14 protein-coding genes are annotated in these 14,808 nt (G+C 69.3%); 2 read left to right on the forward strand and 12 right to left on the reverse strand.

From position 1 onward, the window contains the following. Window positions 1-10: 10 nt before the first annotated feature. The 11 genes from nuoK to ACIRS4_RS23760 are packed head-to-tail and all read right to left on the reverse strand — an operon-like array spanning window position 11 to window position 10,912. Window positions 11-310, reverse strand: coding sequence for an NADH-quinone oxidoreductase subunit NuoK (gene nuoK / locus ACIRS4_RS23710; RefSeq protein WP_130440912.1), 300 nt, complete (start codon window positions 308-310; stop codon window positions 11-13). Then, on the reverse strand, window positions 307-1,197 hold the full coding sequence (locus tag ACIRS4_RS23715; RefSeq protein WP_404199250.1) for an NADH-quinone oxidoreductase subunit J: 891 nt from the start codon (window positions 1,195-1,197) through the stop codon (window positions 307-309). The genes nuoK and ACIRS4_RS23715 overlap by 4 nt, the downstream gene beginning before the upstream one ends. Then, window positions 1,194-1,844: an NADH-quinone oxidoreductase subunit NuoI gene (gene nuoI, locus ACIRS4_RS23720; RefSeq protein ID WP_404199253.1), complete on the reverse strand. Its 651-nt coding sequence runs from the start codon at window positions 1,842-1,844 to the stop codon at window positions 1,194-1,196. The genes ACIRS4_RS23715 and nuoI overlap by 4 nt, the downstream gene beginning before the upstream one ends. After that, window positions 1,837-3,198, reverse strand: a complete 1,362-nt coding sequence (nuoH, locus tag ACIRS4_RS23725) for an NADH-quinone oxidoreductase subunit NuoH (RefSeq protein ID WP_404199256.1) — start codon at window positions 3,196-3,198, stop codon at window positions 1,837-1,839. Before nuoH ends, nuoI begins: the two co-directional genes overlap by 8 nt. Next, a complete protein-coding gene (locus tag ACIRS4_RS23730) occupies window positions 3,195-5,699 on the reverse strand; it encodes an NADH-quinone oxidoreductase subunit G (RefSeq protein ID WP_404199259.1) in 2,505 nt (834 codons plus the stop codon). The genes nuoH and ACIRS4_RS23730 overlap by 4 nt, the downstream gene beginning before the upstream one ends. Next, on the reverse strand, window positions 5,696-7,042 hold the full coding sequence (gene nuoF / locus ACIRS4_RS23735) for an NADH-quinone oxidoreductase subunit NuoF (protein ID WP_404199261.1): 1,347 nt from the start codon (window positions 7,040-7,042) through the stop codon (window positions 5,696-5,698). The genes ACIRS4_RS23730 and nuoF overlap by 4 nt, the downstream gene beginning before the upstream one ends. Beyond that, complete coding sequence (gene nuoE / locus ACIRS4_RS23740; protein WP_404199522.1) at window positions 7,042-7,875, reverse strand: NADH-quinone oxidoreductase subunit NuoE; 834 nt, start codon at window positions 7,873-7,875, stop codon at window positions 7,042-7,044. The genes nuoF and nuoE overlap by 1 nt, the downstream gene beginning before the upstream one ends. Before the next feature lie 38 nt (window positions 7,876-7,913). After that, window positions 7,914-9,236: an NADH-quinone oxidoreductase subunit D gene (locus ACIRS4_RS23745; RefSeq protein WP_404199264.1), complete on the reverse strand. Its 1,323-nt coding sequence runs from the start codon at window positions 9,234-9,236 to the stop codon at window positions 7,914-7,916. Next, the gene (locus ACIRS4_RS23750; RefSeq protein WP_404199268.1) at window positions 9,233-9,988 is read right to left on the reverse strand and encodes an NADH-quinone oxidoreductase subunit C; all 756 of its coding nucleotides are present in this window, start codon (window positions 9,986-9,988) and stop codon (window positions 9,233-9,235) included. Before ACIRS4_RS23750 ends, ACIRS4_RS23745 begins: the two co-directional genes overlap by 4 nt. Next, complete coding sequence (locus ACIRS4_RS23755) at window positions 9,985-10,539, reverse strand: NADH-quinone oxidoreductase subunit B family protein (protein ID WP_055635348.1); 555 nt, start codon at window positions 10,537-10,539, stop codon at window positions 9,985-9,987. The genes ACIRS4_RS23750 and ACIRS4_RS23755 overlap by 4 nt, the downstream gene beginning before the upstream one ends. A gap of 13 nt (window positions 10,540-10,552) precedes the next feature. Continuing rightward, window positions 10,553-10,912 carry an NADH-quinone oxidoreductase subunit A gene (locus ACIRS4_RS23760; RefSeq protein WP_030494815.1) on the reverse strand — a complete coding sequence of 120 codons (360 nt, stop codon included), beginning with the start codon at window positions 10,910-10,912 and terminating at the stop codon, window positions 10,553-10,555. A 712-nt stretch (window positions 10,913-11,624) separates the two neighbouring features. Here ACIRS4_RS23760 and ACIRS4_RS23765 point away from each other — a divergent pair. Next, a complete protein-coding gene (locus ACIRS4_RS23765) occupies window positions 11,625-12,473 on the forward strand; it encodes a C40 family peptidase (RefSeq protein ID WP_404199271.1) in 849 nt (282 codons plus the stop codon). Between the two features lie 319 nt (window positions 12,474-12,792). Here ACIRS4_RS23765 and ACIRS4_RS23770 read toward each other — a convergent pair whose 3' ends face one another. Further along, window positions 12,793-14,079: a geranylgeranyl reductase family protein gene (locus ACIRS4_RS23770; RefSeq protein WP_404199274.1), complete on the reverse strand. Its 1,287-nt coding sequence runs from the start codon at window positions 14,077-14,079 to the stop codon at window positions 12,793-12,795. Between the two features lie 97 nt (window positions 14,080-14,176). Between ACIRS4_RS23770 and ACIRS4_RS23775 the strand changes: the two genes are divergently transcribed. Continuing rightward, window positions 14,177-14,683, forward strand: coding sequence for a GNAT family N-acetyltransferase (locus ACIRS4_RS23775; protein ID WP_404199277.1), 507 nt, complete (start codon window positions 14,177-14,179; stop codon window positions 14,681-14,683). The last annotated feature ends 125 nt before the right edge of the window (window positions 14,684-14,808 follow it).

Consider the following 14,808-nt stretch of genomic DNA (forward strand, 5'->3'; position numbering starts at 1 on the left):
TTCCGACCCCTTACAGCTTCATCAGGCTGGCGTCGTCGACCGAGGCCGAGTGGCGGGAACGGAACAGCGACACGATGATCGCGAGTCCGACCACGACCTCCGCGGCGGCGACGACCATCGTGAAGAAGGCGATGATCTGGCCGTCGAGATTGCCGTGCATCCGGGAGAAGGCGACGAGCGTGAGGTTGCAGGCGTTGAGCATCAGCTCGACGCACATGAACACGACGATCGCGTTGCGCCGGATCAGTACGCCCGTCGCGCCGATCGTGAACAACAGGGCGGCGAGGTAGACATAGTTGACCGGGTTCACTTCGACGCCTCCTCGGTCCGCTTGAAGGTCGGCGGCTCGACCGCGGCCCGCTCCAGGCGGTCCTCGGCGCGCTGTTCCAGCGCCTTGAGATCGTTGAGCGCCTCGGTGGACACATCACGCATCTGACCGCGCTCACGCAGCGTCTTGCTGACGGTGAGCTCCGACGGGGTGCCGTCGGGCAGCAGTCCGGCGATGTCGACGGCGTTGTGCCGCGCGTACACGCCCGGGGCCGGCAGGGGCGGCAGGTGCTTGCCCTCGCGTACGCGCTTCTCGGCCAGCTCGCGCTGGGTGGGGGGCCGCTCGGTGCGCTCCCGGTGGGTGAGCACCATGGCGCCGACGGCGGCCGTGATGAGCAGGGCGCCGGTGATCTCGAAGGCGAAGACGTACTTGGTGAAGATGAGGGCGGCGAGGCCCTCCACGTTGCCGCCCCCGTTGGCTTCGGCGAGGCCGTCGAACTCCGTCAGGGAGGCGTTGCCGATGCCCGCGAAAAGCAGGACCCCGAAGCCGACGCCGCACAGGAGGGCCAGCCAGCGCTGGCCCTTGATGGTCTCCTTCAGGGAGTCCGCCGCGGTGACGCCGACGAGCATCACCACGAACAGGAACAGCATCATGATCGCGCCGGTGTACACGACGATCTGCACGATGCCCAGGAAGTAGGCGCCGTTGGCGAGGTAGAACACCGCCAGGACGATCATGGTGCCGGCGAGACAGAGCGCGCTGTGCACGGCCCTCTTCATGAAGACGGTGCACAGGGCGCCGATCACCGCGACGGTGCCGAGCACCCAGAACTGGAACGCCTCGCCGGTGGAGGTGGAGTAGGCCGCGAGCTGCGGGGCCGAGTCGGCGGCGAGCCGGCCGACGGAGTGCGCGGCGAGCTGGGCGCTCATCGGCCGATCACCTCCTGCGAGGCGGGCTCGTCCTCACCGACGGTGGAGTCGGCCTCCTGCGGGGCCTCGCCCTTGGAGAGGGCGACCTGCCGCTCGGTACCGGGCGCGGCCTCCGTGACCAGTCCCCGGTAGTAGTCCTGCTCGTCCGTCCCGGGGTAGATCGCGTGCGGCGTGTCGACCATGCCTTCGTCAAGGCCGGCGAGCAGCTGCTCCTTGGTGTAGATCAGGTTGGCCCGGCTGGAGTCGGCGAGCTCGAACTCGTTGGTCATCGTCAACGCGCGCGTGGGGCACGCCTCGATGCACAGGCCGCACAGGATGCAGCGGGCGTAGTTGATCTGGTAGACCCGGCCGTACCGCTCGCCCGGGGAGTAGCGCTCCTCCTCGGTGTTGTCCGCGCCCTCGACGTAGATGGCGTCGGCGGGGCAGGCCCAGGCGCACAGCTCGCAGCCGACGCACTTCTCCAGGCCGTCCGGATGGCGGTTGAGCTGGTGCCGTCCGTGGAAGCGCGGAGCCGTGGTCTTCTTCTGCTCCGGGTACTGCTCGGTCAGCCGCTTCTTGAACATGGCCTTGAAGGTCACGCCGAAGCCGGCGACGGGGTTCTGGAAACCGGGCGACGTGTCCCCGGCCTCCTTGGGCTCCTCAGCCATCGGACGCCTCCTTTCCATCCAGAGATCCGTCACTCTGAGTATCGGGCCCGCCACTGACAATCAACTCCCGCTCCCGGCGCGGGCGGCGCCTCGGGGCCGACGGCAGCTCCTGTCCGGGCAGCGGCGGTACGGGGAACCCGCCCGCCATCGGGTCGAACGCGGCGGGCTCGGCGGGGGTCTCGGCCTGCTTGCCGCGGTCGCGGTACATGTCGGCGACGAAGGAGAGCAGCAGCAGGAGCAGGACCGCGCCGCCGACGTAGAGGGCGATGTCGGCGAAGTCGTAGTTCTCGTTGCGCAGGGTCCGCACGGTCGCGACGAGCATCAGCCAGGTCACCGAGACCGGGATGAGGACCTTCCAGCCGAGCTTCATCAGCTGGTCGTAGCGCACACGCGGGAGCGTGCCGCGCAGCCAGATGAAGAAGAACAGCAGCAGCTGCACCTTGACGGTGAACCAGAGCATCGGCCACCAGCCGTGGTTCGCGCCCTCCCAGAAGCCGCTGATCGGCCACGGGGCCCGCCAGCCGCCGAGGAAGAGCGTCACCGACACGGCCGAGACCGTCACCATGTTCACGTACTCGGCGAGCATGAACATCGCGAACTTGATCGACGAGTACTCGGTGTTGAAGCCGCCGACCAGGTCGCCTTCGGACTCCGGCATGTCGAACGGGGCGCGGTTGGTCTCGCCGACCATCGTGACGACGTAGAGGATGAAGGAGACCGGCAGCAGGATGATGTACCAGCGGTCGTGCTGTTGCTCGACGATCGTCGACGTCGACATCGAACCGGAGTACAGGAAGACGGAGGCGAACGCGGCGCCCATCGCGATCTCGTAGGAGATCATCTGCGCGCAGGAGCGCAGACCGCCGAGAAGCGGATAGGTGGATCCGGAGCTCCAGCCCGCCAGGACGATGCCGTAGATGCCGACCGAGGCGACCGCGAGGATGTAGAGCATCGCGATCGGCAGGTCGGTGAGCTGCATCGTGGTGCGCTGGCCGAAGATCGAGATCTCGTTGCCGGCCGGACCGAAGGGGATCACCGCGATCGCCATGAAGGCGGGGACGGCCGCGACGATCGGTGCGAGGACGTACACCACCTTGTCGGCGCGTTTGACGATGACGTCTTCCTTCAGCATCAGCTTGATGCCGTCGGCGAGCGACTGGAGCATGCCCCAGGGGCCGTGCCGGTTGGGGCCGACGCGCAGCTGCATCCAGGCGACGACCTTGCGCTCCCAGACGATGGAGAACAGCACGGTCACCATCAGGAAGGCGAAGCAGAAGACCGCCTTGACGACGACCAGCCACCACGGGTCGCGGCCGAACATGGAGAGATCTTCAGCGGCGAGGTACATGTTCATGCCTCCACCTCCTCGGGGGCGTCGGCGGTGAGCGTCGCCGGGCCGATACGGACGAGGGAGCCGGGCCGGGCCCCGGTGTCGGAGGCGACGCCCCCGCCCACGGAGTTCAGCGGGAGCCACACCACCCGGTCGGGCATCTCGGTGATCTCCAGCGGCAGTTCCACGGTCCCGGCCGGTCCGGTCACCGCGAGCGCGTCGCCGTCCTTGACGCCCGCCTCGGCGGCCGTCGCGGGCGACACGCGTGCGTGTGCGGCGTGCCGCGTCCCGGCGAGCGCCTCGTCGCCCTGCTGGAGGACGCCCCGGTCGAGCAGCAGGCGGTGCCCCGCGAGCACGGCCTCGCCGGCGGCGGGCCGGGGCAGGACGCCCGCGGTGTCCAGCGGTTCGGTGGCCCGCGGTCCGTCCCAGGCGCCGAGCCGGTCCAGCTCCGCGCGGGCGGTGCGCAGGTCCGGCAGGCCCAGGTGGACGTCCATGGCGTCGGCGAGCATCTGCAGCACGCGCGCGTCGGCCGGCGCGAGGCTCCGGGTCATCTGGTCGGGCTTGAGCGCGGCCTCGAAGAAGCGCACCCGCCCCTCCCAGTTGAGGAAGGCGCCCGCCTTCTCGACGACCGCGGCCACCGGCAGGACGACGTCGGCGTGCTCGGTGACCTCCCCGGGCCGCAACTCCAGCGACACCACGAACCCGACCTCGGCGAGCGCCTCACGCGCGCGTGCCGGATCCGGCAGGTCGGCGACCTCCACACCGGCGACGAGCAGTGCCTGAAGCTCACCGCTGGCGGCGGCCTCGACGATCTGCCCGGTGTCCCGACCGTGGCGGTGCGGGAGTTCCGCGACGCCCCAGGCGGCCGCGACCTCCTGCCGCGCGCGCGGGTCGGTGGCCGGACGCCCGCCGGGCAGCAGCGAGGGCAGCGCGCCGGCCTCGACGGCGCCCCGTTCGCCTGCCCGGCGCGGGATCCACACCAGGGCGGCCCCGGTCGCGTTCGCGGCCCGCGCGGCGGCGGTGAGACCGCCTGCCACGGCGGCCAGCCGTTCACCGACGACGATCACCGCGCCCTCGGCGCGCAGCGCTTCGGCGGCCCTGCTGCCGTCGTCTTCCAGGCCGACGCCGCCGGACAGCGCGTCCAGCCACTCGGTCTCGGTGCCGGGAGCGGCCGGCAGCAGCGTGCCTCCCGCCTTCTCCAGACCGCGCGTGGCGTGCGTGGCCAGGGAGAACACCTTCTGCCCGTGCTTGCGCCAGGCCTTGCGCAGCCGCAGGAAGACGCCGGGCGCCTCCTCCTCCGACTCGAAGCCGACGAGGAGGACGGCGGGCGCTTTCTCCAGCGCGGTGTACGTGACGCCCGTGCCGTCGAGATCGCGGCCGCGCCCGGCCACCCGCGCGGCCAGGAAGTCCGCTTCCTCGGTGCTGTGCACGCGCGCGCGGAAGTCGATGTCGTTGGTGTCGAGCGCCACGCGCGCGAACTTGCTGTACGCGTACGCGTCCTCGATGGTGAGACGCCCGCCGGTCAGGACGCCGGTGCGGCCGCGGGAGGCGAGCAGGCCCTGCGCCGCGATCTGCAGGGCCTCCGGCCAGGACGCCGGCGTCAGGACGCCCTCGGCGTCGCGCACGAGCGGCGTGTCGAGCCGGTCACGCTGCTGCGCGTACCGGAACGCGAAGCGCCCCTTGTCGCAGATCCACTCCTCGTTGACCTCGGGGTCGTTCGCGGCGAGGCGCCGCATGACCTTGCCGCGCCGGTGGTCGGTGCGCGTGGCGCAGCCGCCGGAGCAGTGCTCGCACACGGAGGGCGAGGAGACGAGGTCGAAGGGCCGGGAGCGGAAGCGGTACGCCGCCGAGGTCAGCGCGCCGACCGGGCAGATCTGGATGGTGTTGCCGGAGAAGTACGACTCGAAGGGGTCGCCCTCTCCGGTGCCGACCTGCTGCAGCGCGCCCCGCTCGATCAGTTCGATCATGGGGTCGCCCGCGACCTGGTTGGAGAAGCGGGTGCAGCGGGCGCACAGCACGCACCGCTCACGGTCGAGCAGCACCTGGGTGGAGATGGGGACGGGCTTCTCGTACGTCCGCTTGCGGCCCTCGAACCGGGATTCGGCCTGGCCGTGGGACATGGCCTGGTTCTGCAGGGGGCACTCGCCGCCCTTGTCGCAGACCGGGCAGTCCAACGGGTGGTTGATGAGGAGGAGTTCCATCACACCGTGCTGGGTCTTCTCGGCCGCGGGCGAGGTGAGGTGGGTCTTCACCACCATCCCGTCCGTGCAGGTGATGGTGCAGGAGGCCATCGGCTTGCGCTGGCCCTCGACCTCGACGATGCACTGGCGGCAGGCGCCGGCCGGGTCGAGGAGGGGGTGGTCGCAGAAGCGCGGGATCTCGATGCCGAGCTGCTCGGCGGCACGGATGACCAGGGTGCCCTTGGGCACGCTGATCTCGGCGCCGTCGATGCTCAGCGTCACCAGGTCCTCCGGCGGGACGGCCGCCTCGCCCCCGCCGGTGGGGGCGTTGGTGGTCACGGTCATGCGTTCACCTCCGTGCGGTCGGCCCAGGCCGTCGACTTGGCCGGGTCGAAGGGGCAGCCGCGGCCCGTGATGTGCTGCTCGTACTCCTCGCGGAAGTATTTGAGCGAGGAGAAGATCGGCGAGGCGGCGCCGTCGCCGAGGGCGCAGAAGGACTTGCCGTTGATGTTGTCGGCGATGTCGTTGAGTTTGTCGAGGTCGGACATCGCTCCCTTGCCGGCCTCGATGTCCCGCAGCAACTGCACGAGCCAGTACGTGCCTTCGCGGCAGGGGGTGCACTTGCCGCAGGACTCGTGGGCGTAGAACTCGGTCCAGCGGGTGACCGCCCGCACGACGCAGGTCGTCTCGTCGAAGCACTGGAGTGCTTTCGTGCCGAGCATGGAACCCGCGGCGCCCACTCCTTCGTAGTCAAGAGGGACGTCGAGGTGCTCGTCGGTGAACATCGGGGTCGAGGAGCCGCCCGGGGTCCAGAACTTCAGGCGGTGGCCCGGTCGCATGCCGCCGCTCATCTCCAAGAGCTGACGGAGGGTGATGCCGAGCGGGGCCTCGTACTGGCCGGGGCTGGCGACATGGCCGCTGAGCGAGTACAGCGTGAAGCCCGGGGACTTCTCGCTTCCCATCGACCTGAACCATTCTTTCCCGTTGTTCAGAATCGCGGGAACCGACGCGATGGACTCGACGTTGTTCACCACAGTCGGGCAGGCGTAGAGACCTGCCACAGCAGGGAAGGGAGGGCGCAGCCGCGGTTGTCCACGGCGGCCTTCGAGCGAGTCGAGCAGCGCGGTCTCCTCACCGCAGATGTACGCGCCGGCGCCGGCGTGCACGGTGAGTCGGAGGTCGAGTCCGCTGCCCAGGATGTTCTCGCCGAGGTAGCCCGCCGCGTGGGCCTCGCGCACGGCCTCGTGCAACCGCCGCAGAACGGGGACGACTTCACCACGCAGATAGATGAAGGCATGAGACGACCTGATGGCATAGCACGCGATGACGATGCCCTCGATGAGGCTGTGCGGGTTCGCGAAGAGGAGCGGGATGTCCTTGCAGGTCCCGGGCTCCGATTCGTCGGCGTTGACAACTAGATAGTGCGGTTTTCCATCCCCTTGGGGAATGAACTGCCATTTCATTCCCGTGGGGAATCCAGCGCCACCGCGGCCGCGCAGACCGGAGTCCTTGACGTACGCGATCAGGTCGTCCGGCGACATGGCGAGCGCCTTGCGGAGCCCCTCGTACCCTTCGTGCCTCCGGTAGACGTCCAGAGTCCAGGACCGGTCGTCGTCCCAGAAGGCCGACAGCACGGGTGCGAGCAGCTTCTCGGGGCTGGTGTCTTTCAGCTCGGGTGCCAAGGTCATCACTCCCCCTCCTCGGCGGTAGGCCCTGCCGGGTGGGCCGGGTCGGAGGCCGATGTGTCCTGCGGCGCGTCGTGTGAGCTGAGGTGCTCGGTCGGCGACGGCTCGTGGACGGGCCTGTCCTGCGGCTGGGCGTCCGGTTTGCCGTCGCGCGGATGGACCACGCGCGCGGATGCGGCCTCTCCCCTTGCCAGGCGAAGGCCCACCAGCGACGCCGGCCCCGCGCTGCCGCTCGCCTCGACGGCGCCTTCGCGCTCGTCCGGGAAGCCCGCCAGGATCCGGGCGGTCTCCTTGAAGGTGCACAGCGGCGCCCCACGCGTGGGCGACGCGGGCCGTCCGGCCCGCAGGTCGTCCACCAGGCGCTTCGCGCTCTGAACGGTCTGGTTGTCGAAGAACTCCCAGTTGACCATCACGACCGGCGCGAAGTCGCAGGCCGCGTTGCACTCGATGTGCTCCAGGGTGACCTTGCCGTCGTCGGTGGTCCCGCCGTTGCCGAGTCCCAGGTGTTCCTGGAGTGCCTCGAAGATCGCGTCGCCGCCCATCACCGCGCACAGCGTGTTGGTGCAGACGCCCACCTGGTAGTCGCCGCTGGGGCGGCGCCGGTACATGGTGTAGAAGGTGGCGACCGCGGTGACCTCGGCGGTGGTCAGGTCCAGGACGTCCGCGCAGAACCGCATCCCGGTGCGCGTGACGTGTCCCTCCTCCGACTGCACCAGGTGCAGCAACGGCAGGAGCGCGGACCGGGAGTCGGGGTAGCGGGCGATGATCTCGCGCGCGTCCCGCTCGAGGCGGGCTCGGACGTCGTCCGGGTACGCGGGCGCGGGCAGTTCGGGCATGCCCAGGCTGACGCCCCGCTCCGAGGAAGGGGTGGTGGTCACCGGTCGACGCCTCCCATCACGGGGTCGATGGACGCGACGGCGACGATGACGTCGGCGACCTGGCCGCCCTCGCACATCGCCGCCATGGCCTGCAGGTTGGTGAAGGACGGGTCGCGGAAGTGGACCCGGAAGGGGCGGGTGCCTCCGTCGGAGACGGCGTGCACCCCGAGTTCGCCCTTGGGCGATTCGACGGCCGTGTACGCCTGTCCCGGCGGTACGCGGAAGCCCTCGGTGACCAGCTTGAAGTGGTGGATCAGGGCCTCCATGGAGGTGCCCATGATCTTCTTGATGTGGTCGAGGGAGTTGCCGAGCCCGTCGGGTCCCAGGGCGAGCTGGGCGGGCCAGGCGATCTTGCGATCGGCGATCATGACGGGCCCCGGCTGGAGCCGGTCCAGGCACTGCTCGACGATCAGCAGCGACTGACGCATCTCCTCCAGGCGGACGAGGAAGCGGCCGTAGGAGTCGCAGGAGTCGGCGGTCGGGACCTCGAAGTCGTAGGTCTCGTAGCCGCAGTAGGGCTGTGCCTTGCGCAGGTCGTGCGGCAGGCCGGTGGAGCGCAGGATCGGGCCGGTGGCGCCGAGGGCCATGCAGCCGGCCAGGTCGAGGTAGCCGACGTCCTGCATGCGGGCCTTGAAGATGGGGTTCCCGGTGGCGAGCTTGTCGTACTCCGGGAGGTTCTTCTTCATCTTCTTCACGAACTCGCGGATCTGGTCCACCGCGCCGGGCGGCAGGTCCTGGGCGAGTCCGCCGGGCCGGATGTACGCGTGGTTCATCCTGAGGCCCGTGATGAGCTCGTAGATGTCGAGAATCATTTCACGATCGCGGAATCCGTAGATCATGATCGTGGTGGCGCCGAGTTCCATGCCGCCGGTGGCGATGCACACCAGGTGGGAGGAGATCCGGTTCAGCTCCATCAGGAGCACCCGGATGATCTTGGCCCGCTCGGTGAGCTGGTCCTCGATGCCGAGGAGCTTCTCGACGGCGAGACAGTAGGCGGTCTCGTTGAAGAAGGACGTCAGGTAGTCCATGCGCGTCACGAACGTGGTGCCCTGGGTCCACGTGCGGAACTCGAGGTTCTTCTCGATGCCGGTGTGCAGGTAGCCGATGCCACAGCGGGCCTCGGTGACCGTCTCGCCCTCGATCTCCAGGATGAGGCGGAGCACTCCGTGGGTGGAGGGGTGCTGGGGGCCCATGTTGACGACGATGCGCTCGTCGTCGGCGCGGGCCGCGGACTGGACGACCTCGTCCCAGTCGCCGCCTGTGACGGTGTAGACGGTGCCCTCGGTGGTCTCCCTGGGGGAGGCGTGCGAAGTGCTCACGAGTACGACCTCCGCTGGTCCGGAGCCGGGATCTGGGCGCCCTTGTATTCGACGGCGATGCCGCCGAGGGGGTAGTCCTTGCGCTGCGGGTGGCCCTGCCAGTCGTCCGGCATCATGATCCGCGTCAGGGCCGGGTGACCGTCGAAGACGATCCCGAAGAAGTCGTAGGTCTCGCGCTCGTGCCAGTCGTTGGTCGGATAGACGGGGACCAGGGACGGCACGTGCGGGTCGCTGTCGGGGGCGCTGACTTCGAGCCGGATCAGCCGGTTGTGGGTGATCGAGCGCAAGTGGTAGACGGCGTGCAGCTCGCGCCCCTTGTCGGCGGGGTAGTGGACGCCGCTGACGCCGGTGCACAGTTCGAAGCGCAGGGCGGGGTCGTCGCGCAGGGTGCGGGCGACGCGCACCAGGTGCTCGCGTTCGATGTGGAAGGTGAGTTCGCCGCGGTCGACGACGGTCTTCTCGATCGCGTTGTCGGGGAGGAGCCCCTGCTCCTCCAGCGCGCCCTCGAGTTCGTCGGCGACCTCGTCGAACCAGCCGCCGTAGGGCCGGCTCGCCGGTCCCGGGAGCCGGACGGAGCGGACCAGGCCGCCGTAGCCGGAGGTGTCGCCGCCCCTGTCGGCGCCGAACATTCCGCGCTGCACGCGGATCTCCTCACCGCCCTGGCCCCGCTGACCGGGGAGGTTGGATGCGGAGAGGTCCTTTTCGGGGTTGGTCCCGCCGGACCCCGCGCCGGCGCCGTTCGCGTCGCTCACCGCAGCAGCCCCTTCATCTCGATCGTGGGCAGGGCCTTGAGCGCCGCTTCCTCCGCCTCGCGGGCCGCTTCCTCGGCGTTCACGCCCAGCTTGGAGTTCTGGATCTTGTGGTGGAGCTTGAGGATGGCGTCCATGAGCATCTCCGGGCGGGGTGGGCAGCCCGGGAGGTAGATGTCGACGGGGACGATGTGGTCGACGCCCTGGACGATCGCGTAGTTGTTAAACATGCCGCCCGAGGAAGCGCAGACCCCCATGGAGATCACCCACTTGGGGTTCGGCATCTGGTCGTAGACCTGCCGGAGCACGGGCGCCATCTTCTGGCTGACCCGGCCGGCGACGATCATCAGGTCCGCCTGGCGGGGCGAACCGCGGAAGACCTCCATGCCGAAGCGCGCCAGGTCGTAGCGGCCGGCGCCGGTGGTCATCATCTCGATGGCGCAGCAGGCGAGGCCGAACGTGGCGGGGAAGACGGACGCCTTGCGCACCCAGCCCGCGGCCTGCTCGACGGTGGTCAGCAGGAAACCGCTCGGCAGCTTTTCTTCGAGTCCCATGGCTAAAGGCCCCTCAGTCCCATTCCAGGCCGCCGCGGCGCCACACGTACGCGTAGGCGACGAAGACGGTGAGCACGAAGAGCAGCATCTCCACGAGCCCGAAAAGCCCCAGGGCGTCGAAGGTGACGGCCCAGGGGTAGAGGAAGACGATCTCGATGTCGAAGACGATGAAGAGCATCGCCGTCAGGTAGTACTTGATGGGGAAGCGCCCGCCGCCGGCCGGCGTGGGGGTCGGCTCGATACCGCACTCGTAGGCCTCGAGCTTGGCGCGGTTGTACCGCTTCGGCCCGATCAGCGTGGCCATGACCACGGAGAAGATCGCAAAGCCTGCCCCGAGGGCTCCCAGTACGAGGATGGGCGCATAAGCGTTCACCGCTCCTCGCTCCTCTCAGTCGGCACTGACTGCTGGCGATGGCACGGGCTCACATCCGTCTCACATCTCCCTCGAACCCCGCCCGTCCCGGCGAAGATCGCGAACATGTGAAGCAGGTCACAAGCCCAACTGCCACGCATCCTATGCCTGCCGGTCTGTGATCTGCGACACGGGGTATTGCACAAGCTTTGTGATCTCCACCACCTGACGAAGGATCATGAAGTCATATCAGCGGTGATCTTCGCACGGGAAGCGTCAGAGTGATCACAAGAGGTGACATTTACGCTCGTCCGCGCAGGCCGCAGGGCGCGTCTCAATATCAAGAGAGTTCCTCTGCATGCAAATTCGCCTCGGGCGGGGCGTCCTGCTAGAGGCCTCGTTCACACATCAGGGGGAGCAGGACGGCATCAAGTGGACGTGTGCGCGCATTCACGAGCGGAGTCGACCGCTCCATCGCGCGCATGACGCCCCGGCCCCGGTAACCGTTCCGTGACCTCTGCCACACCCGAAAGTGCGCCCGAGAACCGGGCTTGGCCAACTGTCTCGACCAGTGGTAGGCGCAGGGCAATCCGGACGTAACGACGAAAGCCCATGATCACAGGCTTGATCACCTGAGTCCGCAATGTCCGTTAAGGCGTCAATAAGGTGCGGCGTGACAGGTGTTCAGGGCCTCCATTGAGTAATTGTGGCGCACCACACGTTTCTTGAAGGTATGGAGGAGCCCCTGATACCGCTTGTACCCATGTCCCACACCGCTCACATACGCAGCCACCGGAAACCCCGCCGCAGCGCGTCGAAGATCGCGATGCGGGCCGGAGTCGCCAGTGGTGTCCTCGGCACGCTGGCCGTCGCCACGGCGGCAGGATCGGCCAACGCCGCCGAGCCGGTGACGCAGACGCTCGAACTGCCCGTCCTCACGGGCGATCTGGCCGCACAGGTCGCGCAGTCCGCCGAAGTCACGCAGCAGGCGGCCGCGAACTACCAGCTGGACGCCGAGCGCGACGCCGCCGCAGCAGCAGCGGCCGCCGAGGCCAAGAAGGACCTCGCCGCCGCGAAGAAGGCCGAGGCCAAGAAGAAGGCCGAGGAAGCCCGTAAGGCCGCCGCCGAGGCCGCCGCGTCCCGTTCCGCGGAGCGCAGCACCCTCTCCGCGTCCGCGTCCGCGTCCGTCTCCGACTCCGGCTCCGCGTCGGTCTCCGCTCCCGCCAGCGGCAGCGTCGGGACGGTCATCTCCTTCCTGAAGGCCCAGCTGGGCGACGCGTACGTCATGGGTGCCACCGGCCCCAACGCCTGGGACTGCTCCAGCCTGGTCCAGGCCGCGTTCAAGCAGGTCGGCGTCGACCTGCCGCGCGTCTCGCAGGACCAGTCGATGGCCGGCACGGACGTGTCGCTGGACAACGTCCAGGTCGGCGACATCCTGTACTGGGGCGGCAAGGGTTCGGCCTACCACGTGGGCGTCTACATCGGGAACGGCCAGTACCTGGACGCGGCCAACCCGTCCAAGGGCGTCGTCATCCAGGACCTTTCCGGTTACCCGGCGTCGGGCGCCGTCCGCGTCCTCTGAGACGTACGGAACCGTCAGAAGGGCCGCAGCCACTCGGGGCAGCGGCCCTTCAGCCATTCCCGGCGTCCTCGGCCCGGCGTACTGGGCCCGGCGTCCTCGGCCTCCGGCCGAGGTGACGTCCCGCGGAGCGCACGCACCGGCCGCCGTCAACGCGGCCGCGCCGGACCCGAGTTCACCGCGCCGGACCCGAGTTCACTAGCGCACGAGTTTGCGTCAGGTCACCGGGCGGCCGGGCGGCGGATGTTCGCCGCCCTTTGAGCGAAGGGCGCTCCCCCGCTTCAGAGGGAGGGGGCGCCCCGTCACCGTCGCGCGGGCGACGTCACGCCTTCGGGGCCACCTTGCTCAGGCCGTTGATGATGCGGTCCATCGCGTCGCCGCCCGTCGGGTCGGTGAGGTTCGCGAGGAGCTTCAGGGTGAACTTCATCAGCACGGGGTGCGTGAGACCGCGCTGAGCCGCGATCTTCATGACCTTCGGGTTGCCGATGAGCTTCACGAAGGCCCGGCCCAGCGTGTAGTAGCCGCCGTAGGTGTCCTTGAGGATGCGCGGGTAGCTCTGGAGAGCCAGTTCGCGCTGGCCGGGGGTGGCCCGCGCGTGCGCCTGGACGATGACGTCGGCGGCGATCTGCCCGGACTCCATGGCGTAGGCGATGCCCTCGCCGTTGAAGGGGTTCACCAGACCGCCGGCGTCGCCGACGAGCAGCAGGCCCTTGGTGTAGTGGGGCTGGCGGTTGAAGGCCATCGGCAGGGCGGCGCCGCGGATCGGGCCGGTCATGTTGTCCGGCGTGTAGCCCCAGTCCTCGGGCATGGAGGCGCACCAGGCCTTGAGGACCTCGCGCCAGTCCAGTTCCTTGAAGGAGTCGGAGGTGTTGAGGACGCCGAGGCCGACGTTGGACGTGCCGTCGCCCATGCCGAAGATCCAGCCGTAGCCCGGCAGGAGCCGGTCCTCGCCCGGTCCGCGCCGGTCCCACAGCTCCAGCCAGGACTCCAGGTAGTCGTCGTCGTGGCGCGGCGAGGTGAAGTAGGTGCGCACCGCGACGCCCATGGGACGGTCCTCGCGGCGGTGCAGGCCCATCGCCAGCGAGAGGCGGGTGGAGTTGCCGTCGGCGGCGACGACCAGAGGGGCGTGGAAGGTGACCTCGCGCTTGTCCTCGCCCAGCTTGGCGTGCACCCCGGTGATGCGCCCGGTGCGGTCGTCGACGATCGGGGCGCCGACGTTGCAGCGCTCGTGGAGTCGGGCGCCCGCCTTCTGCGCCTGGCGGGCGAGCTGCTCGTCGAAGTCGTCGCGCTTGCGGACGAGACCGTAGTCGGGGAAGGAGGCGAGGTCCGGCCAGTCCAGCTGGAGGCGGACGCCTCCGCCGATGATGCGCAGCCCCTTGTTGCGCAGCCAGCCCGCCTCTTCGGAGATGTCGATGCCCATGGCGACGAGCTGCTTGACGGCGCGCGGGGTGAGACCGTCGCCGCAGACCTTCTCCCGCGGGAACTCGGTCTTCTCGAGCAGGAGCACATCGAGTCCGGCCTTGGCGAGGTGGTACGCGGTCGTGGAGCCGGCCGGCCCAGCGCCGACGACGATCACGTCGGCGGTGTTGGCGGAGAGGGGCTGAGTCACGGCGGGAACTCCCCAAGTTCGGAATCTGGGTGCCGGGGGGCACTGGACATGGGCAGTCTATTCAGCGGCATTGATCACCGGCTGAAGGGCTGCCCCCGTGAAGCGAGTTCTCCCCGTGGTACGGCTGCGCGTCCCCACCGACGAGGATGCGGTCGCCTGGCACCGGATCTTCGACCACCCCGACGTCATGGAGTTCCATGGCGGCCGGTCCGCGGGACTGTCCGTCTACGAGGAACTCACCGCCCGCCAGCGCCGGCACGACGCCGAGCGCGGGTACTGCCTGTGGACGATGCTCGACGAGTCGGGCCGTGTCATCGGCTTCACCGGCGCCCAGCCCTGGGAGCGGGACTGGGGTCCGGCGGGCGAGATCGAGATCGGGTGGCGGCTGGGGCGGGAGCACTGGGGCCAGGGGTACGTCACCGCGGCGGCGCGGATGACGGTGGACCGGGTGAGACAGGCGGGCGTGCCGAGCGTGGTCGCCATGGTCGCCGCGCGCAACGCCCGCTCCATCGCGGTCACGCAGCGGCTCGGCATGCGGCTGGCGGAGGTCTTCACCACCCCGCAGTCGAAGTCGCAGGGGCACTGCTACCGCCTCGACCTGTGACGCATGACCCTGAGTGACCGCCTGTCACGGAAAGCCACCCGGCGCTTCCGGACGACACCCCCGGCCGGTTACCCTTCCAGTACCGCTGGGGGTGACATCTGTGCTCATACGGCCAAAAACACCCG

Origin of the sequence: Streptomyces sp. NPDC101166 (assembly GCF_044768125.1) — a bacterium.
GTDB lineage: Bacteria > Actinomycetota > Actinomycetes > Streptomycetales > Streptomycetaceae > Streptomyces.

Bases quoted from the DNA above. Each gene is read 5' to 3' on its own strand.
- ACIRS4_RS23715 (WP_404199250.1), bottom strand. From the start codon at position 1,197: ATGAGCGCCCAGCTCGCCGCGCACTCCGTCGGCCGGCTCGCCGCCGAC.
- ACIRS4_RS23765 (WP_404199271.1), top strand. From the start codon at position 11,625: ATGGAGGAGCCCCTGATACCGCTTGTACCCATGTCCCACACCGCTCAC.
- ACIRS4_RS23755 (WP_055635348.1), bottom strand. From the start codon at position 10,539: ATGGGACTCGAAGAAAAGCTGCCGAGCGGTTTCCTGCTGACCACCGTC.
- nuoI (WP_404199253.1), bottom strand. From the start codon at position 1,844: ATGGCTGAGGAGCCCAAGGAGGCCGGGGACACGTCGCCCGGTTTCCAG.
- ACIRS4_RS23730 (WP_404199259.1), bottom strand. From the start codon at position 5,699: ATGACCGTGACCACCAACGCCCCCACCGGCGGGGGCGAGGCGGCCGTC.
- nuoF (WP_404199261.1), bottom strand. From the start codon at position 7,042: ATGACCTTGGCACCCGAGCTGAAAGACACCAGCCCCGAGAAGCTGCTC.
- nuoH (WP_404199256.1), bottom strand. From the start codon at position 3,198: ATGAACATGTACCTCGCCGCTGAAGATCTCTCCATGTTCGGCCGCGAC.
- nuoE (WP_404199522.1), bottom strand. From the start codon at position 7,875: ATGCCCGAACTGCCCGCGCCCGCGTACCCGGACGACGTCCGAGCCCGC.